General features: G+C 43.9%; 17 protein-coding genes. 6 read left to right on the plus strand and 11 right to left on the minus strand.

Annotated elements, in window-relative coordinates:
* Nucleotides 1-47 precede the first annotated feature (47 nt).
* From rsmD to OCV30_RS14920, 3 genes are all read left to right on the plus strand, one after another.
* Entirely contained in the window at nt 48-650 is a 603-nt protein-coding gene (gene rsmD, locus OCV30_RS14910) for a 16S rRNA (guanine(966)-N(2))-methyltransferase RsmD (protein WP_065679913.1), read from the plus strand.
* 10 nt (nt 651-660) lie between these two features.
* Complete coding sequence (locus OCV30_RS14915) at nt 661-927, plus strand: DUF1145 domain-containing protein (protein ID WP_009848233.1); 267 nt, start codon at nt 661-663, stop codon at nt 925-927.
* A gap of 181 nt (nt 928-1,108) precedes the next feature.
* Entirely contained in the window at nt 1,109-2,446 is a 1,338-nt protein-coding gene (locus tag OCV30_RS14920; RefSeq protein ID WP_065680110.1) for an IS4 family transposase, read from the plus strand.
* A gap of 53 nt (nt 2,447-2,499) precedes the next feature.
* On the opposite strand, the gene OCV30_RS14925 is transcribed toward OCV30_RS14920, so the two are convergent.
* The 4 genes from OCV30_RS14925 to OCV30_RS14940 form a co-directional block, all read right to left on the minus strand.
* Entirely contained in the window at nt 2,500-3,084 is a 585-nt protein-coding gene (locus OCV30_RS14925) for a YhgN family NAAT transporter (protein WP_009848232.1), read from the minus strand.
* 205 nt (nt 3,085-3,289) lie between these two features.
* Complete coding sequence (locus OCV30_RS14930; protein ID WP_009848231.1) at nt 3,290-3,526, minus strand: YecH family metal-binding protein; 237 nt, start codon at nt 3,524-3,526, stop codon at nt 3,290-3,292.
* A 90-nt stretch (nt 3,527-3,616) separates the two neighbouring features.
* Complete coding sequence (locus OCV30_RS14935) at nt 3,617-4,237, minus strand: lysoplasmalogenase (protein WP_029223157.1); 621 nt, start codon at nt 4,235-4,237, stop codon at nt 3,617-3,619.
* A gap of 928 nt (nt 4,238-5,165) precedes the next feature.
* Complete coding sequence (locus OCV30_RS14940; RefSeq protein ID WP_009848229.1) at nt 5,166-5,540, minus strand: hypothetical protein; 375 nt, start codon at nt 5,538-5,540, stop codon at nt 5,166-5,168.
* A gap of 244 nt (nt 5,541-5,784) precedes the next feature.
* Here OCV30_RS14940 and OCV30_RS14945 point away from each other — a divergent pair, with 244 nt between their 5' ends.
* Nucleotides 5,785-6,114, plus strand: coding sequence for a DUF2500 domain-containing protein (locus OCV30_RS14945; protein WP_009848228.1), 330 nt, complete (start codon nt 5,785-5,787; stop codon nt 6,112-6,114).
* 60 nt (nt 6,115-6,174) lie between these two features.
* On the opposite strand, the gene OCV30_RS14950 is transcribed toward OCV30_RS14945, so the two are convergent.
* The 7 genes from OCV30_RS14950 to rhtB all read right to left on the minus strand — a co-directional run bounded on the left by OCV30_RS14950 (nt 6,175) and on the right by rhtB (nt 12,924).
* Nucleotides 6,175-7,188, minus strand: coding sequence for an acyltransferase (locus tag OCV30_RS14950; protein ID WP_017097108.1), 1,014 nt, complete (start codon nt 7,186-7,188; stop codon nt 6,175-6,177).
* A 184-nt stretch (nt 7,189-7,372) separates the two neighbouring features.
* Nucleotides 7,373-8,593 (minus strand): organoarsenical effux MFS transporter ArsJ, encoded by a 1,221-nt coding sequence (gene arsJ / locus OCV30_RS14955; protein WP_065680223.1) that lies wholly within the window; start codon nt 8,591-8,593, stop codon nt 7,373-7,375.
* Nucleotides 8,594-8,814: 221 nt separating this feature from the next.
* Nucleotides 8,815-9,324, minus strand: coding sequence for a cyclin-dependent kinase inhibitor 3 family protein (locus OCV30_RS14960; RefSeq protein ID WP_209439708.1), 510 nt, complete (start codon nt 9,322-9,324; stop codon nt 8,815-8,817).
* 173 nt (nt 9,325-9,497) lie between these two features.
* Nucleotides 9,498-10,499, minus strand: coding sequence for an ArsJ-associated glyceraldehyde-3-phosphate dehydrogenase (locus OCV30_RS14965; protein ID WP_065680222.1), 1,002 nt, complete (start codon nt 10,497-10,499; stop codon nt 9,498-9,500).
* Nucleotides 10,500-10,600: 101 nt separating this feature from the next.
* Nucleotides 10,601-10,942 (minus strand): metalloregulator ArsR/SmtB family transcription factor, encoded by a 342-nt coding sequence (locus OCV30_RS14970; protein ID WP_009848223.1) that lies wholly within the window; start codon nt 10,940-10,942, stop codon nt 10,601-10,603.
* Nucleotides 10,943-11,040: 98 nt separating this feature from the next.
* Nucleotides 11,041-12,261: an EAL and HDOD domain-containing protein gene (locus OCV30_RS14975; protein WP_009848222.1), complete on the minus strand. Its 1,221-nt coding sequence runs from the start codon at nt 12,259-12,261 to the stop codon at nt 11,041-11,043.
* Nucleotides 12,262-12,306: 45 nt separating this feature from the next.
* Nucleotides 12,307-12,924 (minus strand): homoserine/homoserine lactone efflux protein, encoded by a 618-nt coding sequence (gene rhtB / locus OCV30_RS14980; protein WP_009848221.1) that lies wholly within the window; start codon nt 12,922-12,924, stop codon nt 12,307-12,309.
* An 81-nt stretch (nt 12,925-13,005) separates the two neighbouring features.
* Here rhtB and OCV30_RS14985 point away from each other — a divergent pair, with 81 nt between their 5' ends.
* Entirely contained in the window at nt 13,006-13,986 is a 981-nt protein-coding gene (locus OCV30_RS14985) for an alpha/beta fold hydrolase (protein WP_065680221.1), read from the plus strand.
* Between the two features lie 198 nt (nt 13,987-14,184).
* Nucleotides 14,185-15,012, plus strand: coding sequence for a Cof-type HAD-IIB family hydrolase (locus OCV30_RS14990; protein WP_009848219.1), 828 nt, complete (start codon nt 14,185-14,187; stop codon nt 15,010-15,012).
* Nucleotides 15,013-15,059: the final 47 nt, after the last annotated feature.

The following is a 15,059-nucleotide window of genomic DNA, read 5'->3' on the forward strand; positions in this document are numbered from 1 at the left end:
TAAATTGGGCTCGGTATAGTATCACTTTATTAGCGGTCAAAAAATCTATGGTAAGACGTCGCCAGCAAAACACATCACAAAAAAAGCCATCCGGAGGCTTTGTTCGAATTATTAGTGGCTCATGGAGAGGTAGAAAGCTGCCTGTTCATGATTTAGAAGGATTACGCCCAACCATTGACCGAGTCAAAGAAACACTCTTTAACTGGGTGGCACAAGATATCCCACATTCGACCTGCTTGGATGTATTCGCCGGTTCTGGTGGTCTAGGTTTTGAAGCCGCTTCTCGCCAAGCAAAAATGGTGACACTGCTCGAAATGAATCAAAAAGCGGCCAAACAGCTTTCTGATAACGCGAAAGAGCTCAAAGCAGACAACATCAATGTAGTCAACACTGATGCTATCTCTTTTCTTAAGAAACCAGGCACTCCTTACGATATGGTCTTTCTTGATCCTCCATTTCGTAAAGGCTTACTCGCAGAAACAGTACAACTGCTTGAGAGCAACGGTTGGCTTGCAGACAACGCCATCATTTACGTCGAGACAGAGAAAGAGCTACAACTCGAAGCTATGCCAGAAAACTGGGAATTACATCGCGATAAGACCACTGGCCAGTCGAGCTACCGACTGTTCAATCGAATCACTGAAGAATAGGAGTTATTGAATGAAGTTCTTGCTTCCACTAGCAAAAGCAGCCATCGCCTTTGTTTGGTTTATCTTAATCGCCAATATTTTCTACCCATTCCCGGGTAATGCTGCGATTGCGCTTTATATCATGACAGCATTCTTATTCTTCATGCACGGCCTGCAGATGCTGATTTTCATCGGTGCTTTTGGCGATAAGATCGAAATGTCACGTTGGGAGAAGTGGTCAATATTGATTTTCGGCGTCTTTGCCCTACTCGATATCCGACGCAAACACATGATGTAATAAAGCTTAAGCTTAGATATAAAACGCTTAGCGACAGAAAACATCATGACAGAAACAGTTGATACAAAAGCGCCGCTCATTTGAGCTAACACTGATCATTTAAGCATTTTCCTGATCAGTTGAACGATCCTACAGATGGTTAACAATACCCTTAAGCACTTTTGTTTAAGGGTATTTTTTTATGCTGTCACACTGGTTAATCGATGTTGACGATTTTGCTAATCCAGAATCTCTTTCTTTGTTCCAAAAAGACCTTCCGCTAGATTGGATAAACCAAGCTTTATCTGAAACGAACAAAGCGAGCATGCGCCGTAGAAAGTTACCTGCCGAACTTGTTGTATGGTTAGTCGTTGGTATTGGTCTATATCGAGATAGACCGATTACTGATGTACTCGATAAACTCGACCTCAAATTGTCTAATTCATTGGGTGAAACAATTGCACCTAGTGCAATTCCTCAGGCAAGAAAACGCCTCACCGCTAAGCCTTTAAAGTCATTATTCTCAATCACAGCAAAGCACTGGACACAGTCGGAAGATGCGGGTGATAAATGGAATGGTTTGAGCCTATTTTCAATCGATGGCACACAGTTTAGAACTCACGACAATCCAAGCTTAGCTGAGCATTATCAATATGTTTACTACCGAAAAGACAGGCACACTGAATATCCAATCGTTCGAATGTGCGCACTCACATCACTACGGAGTCGACTTATTCATGATGTGGCTTTTGGGGAAAGTTCTAAAGGTGAAATCAGCTATGCAAAAGATTTAATTTCATCAGCAGTCCCGAATTCATTGACCATTTTTGACCGTTGCTACTTGAGCGCAGAACTTATGCTTAACTGGCAACAAGAGCATGGGACAAGTCACTGGATGACGCCAATAAAGTCGAATGTGAAATATGAAACCATCGAGCAACTCGATGATGATGGGCGAGATCTGATTGTAGAGATGAAAGTCTCTCCACAAGCTAGAAAGCAAGACCCGAGCCTCCCGGAAACGTGGAAAGCTAGGCTGGCTCTATACCCCGATGATGGTGAACAACAACCCAATCATATACAAGGGCTGCTGACTTCTCTAACAGATAGAAAATACAGTTTAAAATCATTATTAGATGTGTACTTCGAAAGGTGGGAAATCGAGAATAGTTATGGCGAGATTAAGCATGACATGCTTGACGATGAAATTCTGCTCCGCAGTCAATCTGTAGAGGGTGTAGAGCAAGAGATATGGGGTATCCTTATCGCGTATAACTTAATCCGCCTGGAGATTAGCCGAATAGCAAAAGAGGCTGAAGTCTCACCACTTAGGATAAGCTTTACGATGGCACTTCGAGATATTCAAGATGAGCTAATGTGGTGTGCTATCGCCTCCCCAGGTTCGGTTCCCAAAAAGCTGCGAGCTATGAGAGAGCGAGTGAAACGTTATATTTTGCCCGAAAAACAAAAACGGCCCAAAGATAGGACCGTTCGTTTTAGTAAGACTCGCTACACTGTGCGATCTAAACACCTTAAATGATAGGTGTTGGCTCATTTGAGCGGCGTTTTTTTTATTCAGCGATGATACTGATGTTAGCCCATGTAGCCCTTTACGCCATCTAGGAACATTTGCGTCGACAGCATAACCAACAACAGGCCCATCAAGCGTTCGATGGCTTTAAGGCCTCTCTCACCTAGTACTCGTAGGAAGAAGCCATTAAACATCAGAATAAAGAAGGTCGCGCCCCAAGCCAGCATCACTGCGCCTGAAAGCTCTAACATGTTGTCAGGATGCTGTGTCGACAAAAGAATCAATGCCGCAATCACTGAAGGGCCAGCAATCATAGGGATCGCCATCGGCACAATAAACGGTTCTTCACCCGCCGCGAGGCCAGTAATACTACCCGCACTTGGGAAAATCATCTTAATCGCGATGATAAACAGAATAATACCGCCAGAGATACTCAAGGTTTCAGGCTGCACATGCAGGAAGTTCATGATGCTTTGACCAGCAAACAAGAACAGCAGCAGGATAATCAGCGCAAACATTAGTTCGCGAACAAGCACAATACGGCGACGCTTCGGATCAATATGCTTAAGGATAGAAAGCACGATTGGTAAGTTGCCAAGCGGATCCATAATAAGAAACAGCATGGTCGCTGCAGATAAAATTTCCATAAGTTTGTCTCGAAAGCGTAAGTGCGCGGAGTATAGCAGCCTCAAGATTGATTTTCGAACACAGTAACAAACTTAGAAATTTACGTTATTGGAAGTGTATTTATGAGAGCCAAACGAGGGAGAAATGGTCGGAGTGGAGCCAAGAATATCGCATCCACTCGCTAATCACAGTTCACTGGCGACAAGAACTGATGGTCATTCAAGATCAGTGATTACAAACACGTTCGCGATTAGTGCAAAGCTTGTCATCAATGATCACGACCTTTTCCATTTTCAGGAAAAATTTCAGCAATCCATCTAAATCCAGACCGTTCAGCTTACACGTATGAAAGCGAGCTTCAGCGCCATAGGTTTGAGCGAGCTCTTGCGTCAATTCTTCACGAGTCAGTGGCTTTTCACTCAGTAGGTTTAAAACGTTGTGTGCGTGGATTTCAGTGGTCATAACTCTATCTCATGTTTAATGAAGTAGACGTAGAGTACCTATTTTCATCTAAGCTGCCTTGATGTAGCTCAGAATTAAGCTAGCTCTACCCTAAATGGTGAGGGAAGCAACGATGAGAGCGTGTGCAAGAAAATAACTGCCCGTTACCCAAAAGTAAGCGCCCTTGATTGGGCTGCGATAGAAATTTAGGGCGTACGCCAATGCGGAAAGCAGCAGCACGCAGCAACCAACAAAACCAACAGCATGTGATAGCTGAGGCTCAAGTAACCAGACTTCACCAGAAGCCCAAGCAAGCTGAATGAGCACAATACCCATGATAACCACTGGAAAAACGAGTTTGTCTAAGCGAGGGAGTAATAGGAAGAAAGCAACGATACATGCAGCTAACAGCAGCGCGAACAACCACCAGACCATTTCTCCTGATAGCTGTAACCAAAATGCTTTGCTGTAACAAAGTTGAGCCAACAGGAAACACACAAAATGCAGAAGACGTTTTTGAGTAACCGTATGAAGCACATCTGCGATCGCGGATATCGCTAACCCAGCGACTACCCAATAGGTAAAATCAACGACAACAGATTGAGTTAGAGCAATAGTCGCCAATAATACAAACGTAAAGACCTTATACAATAAAGCCTGACCGATATGCCCATGTTTCGTTCCTGTTATTGCTCCAATACCAGACAAGGAAACCGCCAACCAACTCCACATATCATTTGCCCTATTGCTTTTAATCGTCGCCAGTCTAGGCACACAGGTGTTGATGTAAAGCCTCAGCCCTTCAAAATTGGATCTTGATTACGCTTCCACTAAAAAGAGCATCTTTAGATTGAAGTCGTCACAATACCTGCAGCGATAGTGATTATTCCTTTTAAAATAGACTCATTGTTCGGAAAACTCATATAAATTGACGCTAGAGAACCCAAACTTAAATTCCAATCACTTCTATCCTGCCAACGCCACAATATGTCGCTATATATTGCAAATACCACATAACTAAAAGTTCAAAATCAAATAAACAAAAACATTAAAAACAAACACTTAAAATCAAAAAACAGACTTACATAGAACTTTCCAACACTATACAAACCTAGACTTACAAAGTGCGTAAATTACCTTTATAAAAACCACTTTGTCAGGTTTCGCTAAGCTTCCTGTCAAAAAACCATCACAAAAATTAAACCTAAAACCTATAAAGCTTAATTAAACAAACCTAGACACCACCAAGCCCTATTAATACAGTTTAACAACCTTTAACAATATAAATTACACAAAATGACCATTACAAAACAACAACTTAAACCAAATGAGAACAAAAATAAATCACAACGAACAAAATAAAAGCTCCCCAAAATACACAGTAAAACATAGCAAAAGTGATAGAAAACCCAATAGTTTTCTATCACTTTTAAAGGCTTCGAAAGTAATTCTTGATCTAAAGCCATAAGTAGTGCTATTCTTTAAAACATAGCGAGAGACAACCAAATTTAGGAGTAGTGTTATGATTTCATCTTCGCAAAGACAAGGACTTGTAATGATCGCGGTAGTTGTAGGTCTAATGACACTACCGATGATGTACTAAGCAAGTTACAGATAAAAAAAGGGACGCCATTAGCGTCCCTTTTTTTGTTCAATTTTTTCATTTCGAAAACAGATGCAGTGTTAACACATCCCAGTTCGCATAATAGAAACCAGCAGCAGCTAAAGTCATTGCCATCATCAGTAAGATTGCAACTCGCCAAATAAAACGACCACTACGTGGAGTCAACTCCTTCTCACAGTCGTTACACATCATGATGAACTTATGCTGGTCTTCCAACTTAGCCTCATGCTCATTGACAACCTTATTACGACACGTTGCGATATAACGCAGCTTACTCACCGTATCGTGCGGTAGCCTTTCTTCACAGCTTGACACAAGCTCATGCAATCCTTCGCCTTCGGCATGATATTGAAGCCTCAATAATTTCTCTATATTACGAGTTCTTGTCACCACTTTTTCAATATCGGTCATATTAGCCCTCCCACTCCACACTATAATTCTAGTCGAGCATTTCCCTATTCTTATACAAAATCACTGTTATTTACGAGAGAAAGAGACAATAAATAACAATGCTTTATCCCAAACTGGCCTCTAAATGTGATGTCTGCCGAAAAATAATCAGCTTGGCTTACAACAGTTCACGAATAACGGCTTGAAACACATATCCCTATTGCTTGAAAGATTAGAATAACCATCACGACTACATGGAGGTTACATGCCTAATTCACTCTTTTTTGCCATCTTTGCACTCGCCGGTCTAGCGGCTTGGGTATTTCTTGGTTTCTATCGAAAGCACTCACAAGGTGAAAATGCGCCAGAAAAGAAAGTGAACGTCACTGTGTTGGACAAACAATCCATCGACCTTCCTGATGCAGAACCTGGCCAAGAAGATCAAGAGTATTGGATTTACGTTCAACGTGGTGTGGTTGGTCCAAAACGAGAGTTCCAAGTCGGAATCCACTACTTCCACGCCCTGAACCCTGGCGACAAAGGTACCTTAACCTACCAAGGCGATAAGTTCTTACACTTTGCATTGAAGCGCTAAACATTAGGTACTTCAACTGTATCTTCTAAGCAATCCATCAGAAAGCCTTAGCACCCACCGCTAAGGCAATAACCAACGTGTTTTCTCTGACTTAGAGACCAACCAGCTCATCCATAACGCGCCAGCTCCGCTGATCACGATCCATAATGGAATAACCCAAGCAGGGTGGCCTTGGTACCAACCGAACTCTTTCATTGGCCATAAGAAAATCGGGTGCAGCAGATAAATACCTAAGCTGTGTTTACTGATAAAACCAACCACTTGATTGCTCTTCTCAGACAAGCCTTCACCATAGTAACGGCACACCATGAACACCATGCTCGCCGCTAATACGGTGTTCAACGTCTTGTAAGATAACCAACGCCCTACCGTGTACTCTTCTGCGACCAAACTTGCATCAACCACCATATAAACCGTGGTCAGTAACGCTAATCCACCAAGTAACACACTCACGCCGACAGTCATCTTGTTAAGTGGAACCATCTTATACAGCAGGTAACCCAACGGTAAGTACCCGGTGTACAACCACAACTCGTGACTCCAAGGGCCATCGATTTTCAATAAGAACAATAGCGTTGTGAACAACCATACCGCCGTAAAGGCATAGACAGATCTATCACCGTACTTTCTGACCATGATCTGTAAAAAAGGAATCACAAAGTAGAGTGGGATGAAGTAATAGAAGAAACCAAGGTGATAGTACGTGTAGTGGTGATAACTATTGAGCAAAACCTCCCAGCTGACGTCCGCATCAAAACCCATTAGCGACCAACCTGATAGGTAGGTATAGAAAAGCGACCAAACAATGAATGGGATCAGTACCTTACCCAGACGGCGCTTGAGGTAGTATTTAGCGTCAAACGGGCGCTGATCACTCAACATCAATGCACCAGAAATCAAGATGAACACAGGCACTGCCCAGCGGCTGAAACCATTCACCGTAATGGCAGTCAGCCACTCACCGAAAGGAATGGTGCTTAATTCATTACGATAAGGCGCCAAAACATGAATCGCGATAACAGCTATGGCCGCGACACATCGTGCTAAATCAAAAAATAGAATTCGCTGCTTCATGTAAATGCCTGATTAATATTCAATCATTCTACTATAGCAATAAAAAAGCTGACCGGAATAAATACCAAGTCAGCTTAGTGTTAAAGAAGATACTTATCGCGAATTTAACTTATTCGACTCTAGGTTATCCGACTTAAGCTTATGCGACTTTCACTCTTACAAATGAAGCTCATGCGGCTGAAGCCTATGCCGCTGAGATTTGCGGCACTTTAGGTAAACGCAGAGAGATCACCGTCGTTATCGCTAAGAATGCGAAGGAGACCCACAGACACGCAGACAAACCGGCCATTTGGAATACCAAGCCCGACAATATCGTGCCAATCAAGCGACCCATCGCGTTTGCCATGTAGTAGAAACCAACATCAAGAGAAACCCCATCGCCTTTCGCGTAACTCACAATCAGGTATGAGTGAAGTGATGAGTTCACCGCAAAGATGGCACCAAATACCATCAACCCACCGATGATAACTAGCTCTGGTTGCCAGCCAATTTGCACCGCATAGGCAATACCGGCAGTCACAATAGCCAATGCACCCGCCCATAGTAGCGCTGCATGTCCATCAGGCACCTTGCCTTGTGCTTTACCAGTAATCTTAGGTGCAATGCCCTGCACAAAACCGTATGCGATGGTCCAAGCCGCTAAGAAGCCACCGACCCATGAGTGGTCCCAACCAAACACACTGCCTAGATAAATCGGCAAAGCAATCACAAACCACACATCACGAGCACCAAACAGGAACATACGCGCAGCCGACAAGATATTGATGGATTCAGACTTAGAGAAGATCTGTTTGAACTTAGGCTTAGTTTTCGCTTTGCCCATGTCTGCTTCTAAGCTCACTAAACTGCCAATGAACACCAATGTCAGCACAGCAGCCATCGCGAGCACTGCGTATTGGAAACCAATCGTCGAAAGCAGCAAGCCACCGATAAAGAACCCTGCACCTTTCAGTGCATTCTTAGATCCGGTTAGAATCGCAATCCACTTATAAAGCGCACCTTGCTGCTCATCTGGGACTAAGGTTTTAATCGAGCTTTTAGCACTCATCTTATTGAGATCTTTAGCGATACCAGACAAGGCCTGCGCCGCCATTACCCAAGGAATGGTCAACATTACGGTTGGCACCGCGAGCATGCCCAAGGCGACAACTTGCATCCCTAAGCCGATATTCATGGTCTTATTGAGGCCAAGACGCGCCCCTAACCAACCACCGATTAGGTTAGTCACCACACCAAAGAATTCATAAAAAAGGAACAGTGAGGCGATCTCTAACGAACTGTAGCCAAGGTCATAGAAATACAAGACCACCAGCATACGAAGTGCACCATCAGTAATGGTGAAGTTCCAGTAATTGAAGGTCACCAGCATGTATTGGCGAACGCTCTGACTTAGATTTGAAAACATAACACTATCTCTGCAATCTAAACAAAAAGAGCTTTTAGATCATAGGTGTCCAAAAGCTCTAATTCTTACTTTCCACTTAACTTATACTCAAAATAATTGGAGTTGCAGCTAGGCAACAAGCAAGTTCAGCCCTATGAGCATAGGTGTTCTATGTGATTAGGGCGGCCGGCGTTCCGGTGAACTTGCGCAGTTAACAACGCTGCAGGTTCAAGTATGAAGAGCTACGCAGAAGCTACGCCATTAATGTATTCAACCTGAATGGCTTTAGTGAATGCGCCCGGACGCAGTGCCTGCACCTCTTGAACAATCTTGTTCATGTCCCAGTTCTTCTCTAACAACAGGTGTGCAGCCAGCAAACCAGTACGGCCAGAACCGCCCATGCAGTGCATTGCTACCTTGCCGCCGTTATCCACAATTTGGTGTAAAACTGGACTAGTCGCCCGCCACTTCGCAGCAAAATCGGTACCCGGTGCACAATCGTCTTCGATTTCTATTTGGAACCATTGCATGCCTAGTGCTTGCGCTTTCTCACCTAGCTCAGAAACATTCTTGCTTGCCAGTTCTTCACTGTCTAAAGCTGTCACAATCGCTTCAACGCCTTGTGCTTTCAGTTGCGTTAACGATGCATCTAGGTCAGCGTCTTTAGTGCCTGGGCACGGAGTAAGCACTAACGCACCAGTTTCTAGATCTAGTTGCCATGTTGGGTGTACTTGAGAATTTGTCATCATCATCTATCTCTTAAAAATCTTTTGTATATAGACCGATACTCAAAATAGTTGGAGTTGCAGCTAGGCAACCAGTAAGTTCAGCCCTATGAGCATAGGGGTTCTATGTGATTAGGGCGGCCGGCGTTCCGGTGAACTTACGCAGTTAACAACGCTTGCAGCTTCAAGTATGAAGAGTATTAAGCTAGGCCAACTGTACGTACTAGCTCTGTCGTACGTGTTGCGTAGCCCATCTCGTTGTCGTACCAAGCGTAAATCTTAACCATGCGCTTACCGACTAGCATGGTTGATAGCGCATCTACGATCGTTGAGCGTTGGTCGCCTTTGTAATCGATAGAAACCAGGGGACGCTCTTCAAAACCAAGAATGCCTTTCAGTTCATTCTCAGACGCTTCTTTCAGCATCGCGTTGACTTCTTCAGCAGTGGTGTCTTGCTTCACTTCGAAGATAATGTCGGTCAGAGAGGCGTTCGCTAGTGGTACACGAACCGCGTGGCCATTAATACGATTTTCAAGCTCCGGGAAAATCTCAACAATCGCTTTTGCACTGCCCGTTGTTGTCGGGATAAGACTCATACCACATGCACGAGCACGACGTAGGTCTTTGTGCGGCGCATCAAGAATAGTTTGTGTATTGGTGAGATCGTGAATAGTGGTAAAGGCTGCGTTCTCGATGCCAAGCTTCTCGTTGATCACCTTAACCACTGGCGCGAGACAGTTCGTTGTACAAGACGCTGCCGTTACGATTTTATGTACCGCAGGATCGAAGATATTGTCGTTCACACCGACAACAATGTTTGCGATGCCTTCTTCTTTCACTGGCGCAGATACCACAACGCGCTTCACGCCTTGCTCTAGATATTTGTTTAGGAAAGATGTCTTGCGGTGAACACCAGTCGCTTCAAGGACAACATCGCAACCAGACCAATCGATCGCATCGATATCGCGCTCTTGCGTAGTTCTAATGCGTTGACCGTTGATGATCATCTCATCGCCTTCAACCGCGACTTCGTGGTTCCAGCGACCTTGAACCGAATCGAACTCAAGAAGGTGCGCCAGTGTTGCTGTATCGCCTGCTACATCGTTAATTTGAACAAACTCAATTTCCGCCCAATCAAACGCTGCGCGAAGTGCTAGACGGCCGATACGGCCAAAACCATTAATACCTACTTTGACTGTCATACTCTTTTCTCTCAGTTAATTGCCTTCATATTTGAAGCCGCAGTGTTGTTGACTATGCCTAACTGCAATCTCAACGATTTTGGCAATAAATTTAAATGTATTTAAACGCAACATTGAGGGCGTGAAGTCATGGCTTCTAGGCGCTCAATATCCTGTTGGTATTCAGTTTTCAAACAGTTCGATGCGATAAGGTCATCAATTAACTTTAGCATCCAACCCGGTAAATCTTGTGACAGACGGTAGAACACCCACTGCCCTTGGCGAACGTCAGTTAAAATGCCGTTTGAACGCAACTGCGCAAGATGGCGGGAAATCTTTGGCTGACTTTCTTGTAATGCCTGAGTCAACTCACCAACAGATAGGCACTCCTGGCGCACAATCAACATTAAGCAACGCACTCGCGTTTCATCAGACAGTAATTTAAAAAATTGGTGAGGAAGCATAATTACATACTCATATATGGATATACATATATCTTAGTTGTAAAAAAACGCACGTCAAGGCGTGCGTTTTCATTGTCATAAAAGTTTAACGAAGAATATCAGAGTTTGTTGGTAACAATATGGCTCCAGCGTCGAGCTTCAGTGAGTTCTGTTTTCACTTGTTCCACGTTCAACCCTAGATCAGCACAGTGATCATCAATCTTTTGCCAATCAGCATGTTCGAAACTTTCTTCAAGTGCTAATAATGCGCCATATGGACCTTCTCTACGCAGCAAAGCCACCTTAATACTTGTGCATAACGGTAATTGTTCAATTAAGTTCTCTAACGACAGATCGAGCAATGCATCAAGTAATGAGAACAAACCAATCATAAAGGCTTGTTCAGTATGCCCTTTAAATACTTGGTAACGAGACATCCGTTGGCAAAACTGCGCACGCTGCAAAGACAGGCCATACAGTTCTTTGGGCTTTTTATCAGAGACATAAGACGCTACTGCTAGCGAGACAAACATTTTCAGTTTCTCTTGCCCTAAATAAACCAAGGCCTGACGAAATGAAGAGATGGTGACCTCAAGGCGGGGTGACATAGTGTTCACAAAGCGCAGAAGCTTATAGGATAAGGCAATATCTTTCGCGACGATGCTTTCAACACGTTGGAAGTCGACATCCGGCTTACAGACCTCTTGGAATAGCTCCATCGCTATCACTTGCTCTGGGCTAATATACTTAGTCTTTATGATTTCGGGCTTACTAAAGAAATAGCCTTGGAAAAACTTAAACCCTGCTTCTTTCGCTTGTTGGAACTCTTGTTCCGTTTCAACCCGCTCAGCAAGAAAACTATACTTCTTCCCTTCGTGCTTTTTGACTAACTCACACGCCGCATCCAACCCCATCTGCATGATATCAAGCTTAACAATATGCGTATATTGAAGGAAACGTTCCCACTCAGGTGTCGAAGTAAAGTCATCTAGGGCAATCATATACCCTGCTTGATAAAGCTCTTTGATTACCTCTAATAGCTCATCGGTCGGTTGGCAGGTTTCAAGAATCTCAACTACGACCTTATCTTTCGGTAAGCTCATTGGAAGACGGCGAATCAAGCTTTGATACGGAAAATTAATAAAGCAGCGTGAAGATGGGATCGAAGGGTTAAGCCCAACGGACAAGAAGTTTTCAACGATCAGGCGATACGTTGCTCGATTAGACTCAATATGCGCGGGGTAGGCATTCCTATCACCGTCACGAAACAGCAGCTCATAACCAAGCGTGTTCTTGTTACGGTTTAAGATAGGTTGTCGAGCAACGTACGTAGCGGTCATTTATTGATAACTCTAATTGATTTAACTATAACTCTGTTACTTTCATTAAGCTTTGGCAGCAGCCAGCAAAGCGCCGCAGCCCATGAACATACCACCAAATATTTTATTTATCTTACCCATTATGCGATCTGAGCGAATAAAACGTCCCATTTGTGAAGCTAATGAGGTGTAACCCAACATAACCACGCTATCAATAAATACAGTGGTCACTCCGAGCACCAACAACTGCGGTGCTTGCGGTTGTGTCGGATCGATAAATTGCGGAAAAAGAGCAACTAAGAAAACGATAGATTTTGGGTTAGTCAAATTGATAAGCACTGCATTTCTGAGCAGCTTGCCACTCGATAGCGTTGATTTTTCTTCTGAAGCCACCAAGCTAGACTTATCACGCCACTTTTGAATGCCTAACCATAGAAGATAAACCACGCCCACCCACTTGATGATGGTAAATGCCAAGGCGGATTTTGCCACTAGTGCACCAATACCCGCTCCCACCAGCATAATATGAAATGCAAGACCGAGCTGTAAGCCTACGATCGACGCAAGTGACTTCTTGGTGCCATAGCTGAGCCCATTGCTGATTGAGTTAACGGTACCTGAGCCCGGTGCCAAACTAAACAAAATCGCCGTGACGACATAAGCAAGCCAAACATGAGTATCCATTTGCATTTCCTTACTAGTTCTTTAATCTAACAACATTAGTAGCGATGACGCTCTCACATGCATCAGTTCAGGTAATTTCCCATGGAAAACCACAGTGCCACCCTGTTTTCATACACGCAAGAACCTGAGTTCGAGCAAGCGATTAAACACCCGATCTCCACCTTTTGGCAACAACGAAAGGATGGTTATGTTACATCATCTGGTAAAAAAAGATTGTACTGGTGTAGCTTAACTTCTCCGACACACACCAAAGCTATTGTTATTTCAAATGGTCGCATCGAGTGCTGCTTAAAATACCAAGAGCTCTTTTATGATTTCTATCAGCAAGGTTATGACGTTTATTCATTTGACCACCAAGGTCAAGGTCAGTCGGAACGTATGGTAACAGACTCTGACATTGGTCACATTCACGAGTTTGATGATTACGTATCAGATATGTCTGACATTATTGCCAGTTTTGATCTTAGCAAGTATTCCAATCGCTACCTGCTCGCACATTCGATGGGCAGTACAATCGCCACTCGCTACTTGCAAACTCATCCCAACCACCCGTTTGACAAAGTCACTCTGTGCGCTCCGATGTTTGGGATCAATACTGAATGGTACTTCAAGCCTATCGCAATGCTTGTTGGACAAGCTCTCACCGCTTTTTATGCCAAGCCGACTTATGCCCCCGGGCAACAGGCATATTACTCTAAGCCCTTCGAAAATAACTTATTAAGCCACAGTAAGGTGCGCTATCAGTGGTTCCGTTGCCTGTATGACGGCTCCCCTTCTTTGCAGGTTGGCGGACCAAGTACTCGCTGGGTATGGCAAGGGTTAATGGCAGCCAAGCAGGCAATACAACAAACTCGTCAAATCAAGATCCCACTGCTATTGATTCAGGCAGGGGAAGAGAAGATTGTGAGTAACGATGCTCAAATGAAGTTCATCAATAAGCTAAAAAAGACCAACTCTGATTGCCAGTTTAAGGTGATTGAGGGTTCTAGGCATGAGGTGCTGTTTGAGCAAGATGAATACCGTAATCACACACTGGATGCTATCAATCAGTTTTTTGCCTAGATCGAATAAGCTAATAAGCTAATAAACTGAGTAACCGACCAAGAAGATAAGCGCTAAAGAGGAAGAGAAGTAAGTGAGCTTTGCCCTCTTTTCTTGCATGAAATTGGCATACAATTTCCACCTAGAGATATTGTGGTTAAAACGATGCTAGCGTTGGCTAGTATTGATATTTGCTAAGCATTTTGCAATGAGGGTTAAATGACTATTCCTGCACTTAAAGATTCCGTGAAAATTGTTGCTTCTGATTTAGATGGTACGCTTTTGGCTCCCAACCATCAGCTAAGCGACTTTACCAAACTAACGCTTAAGAAGTTACACGAGCAAGGTTACACCTTTATCTTCGCTACGGGTCGCCATCACGTCGACGTAGCAGGGATTCGTCAAATCGCAGGGATTCCGGCATACATGATCACGTCAAACGGTGCTCGCGTGCACGACCAGAACGATCAACTGATGTATAGCCAGGACGTGCCTCAGAAATTAGTTCAACCAGTTATTGATATTGTTCGCCAAGATCCAAATATTTTTATTCATATGTATCAGAATGAAGATTGGCTACTCGACCGTGAAGACGAAATGCTCGCTAAGTTCCATAGTGAGTCTGGCTTTAGCTACAAGCGATTTGAAGCTGATAATGCCCCAAGCGACGGCATTGCTAAAGTCTTCTTCACACATCCAGAGCAAGACCACGAATATCTGGTCACGTTTGAGCAAAAGCTAAAAGATGCGTTTGGAGACAAACTGAACATCGCCTTCTCAACACCTTGGTGTTTAGAGGTGATGGCCGCTGAAGTATCTAAAGGCCACGCCTTGGACGCTGTTGCGAAATCATTGAACCTGACACTGGATAACTGTGTTGCCTTTGGTGATGGCATGAATGACGCAGAGATGCTGGCGATGGCGGGTAAAGGTCTAATCATGGGCACATCACATGAAAAGGTGATGAAAGCTCTACCAGACAATGAAGTGATTGGCAGCAACGCAGACGACGCCGTTGCTCACTATCTAGAAAAGCACCTGCTCTAATCTCGTCTCATCGAAAAGATCTGAATAAATAAAAAGGCAGCCAACTG

The sequence above is a fragment of the Vibrio atlanticus genome (assembly GCF_024347315.1).
GTDB classification, from domain to species: domain Bacteria; phylum Pseudomonadota; class Gammaproteobacteria; order Enterobacterales; family Vibrionaceae; genus Vibrio; species Vibrio atlanticus.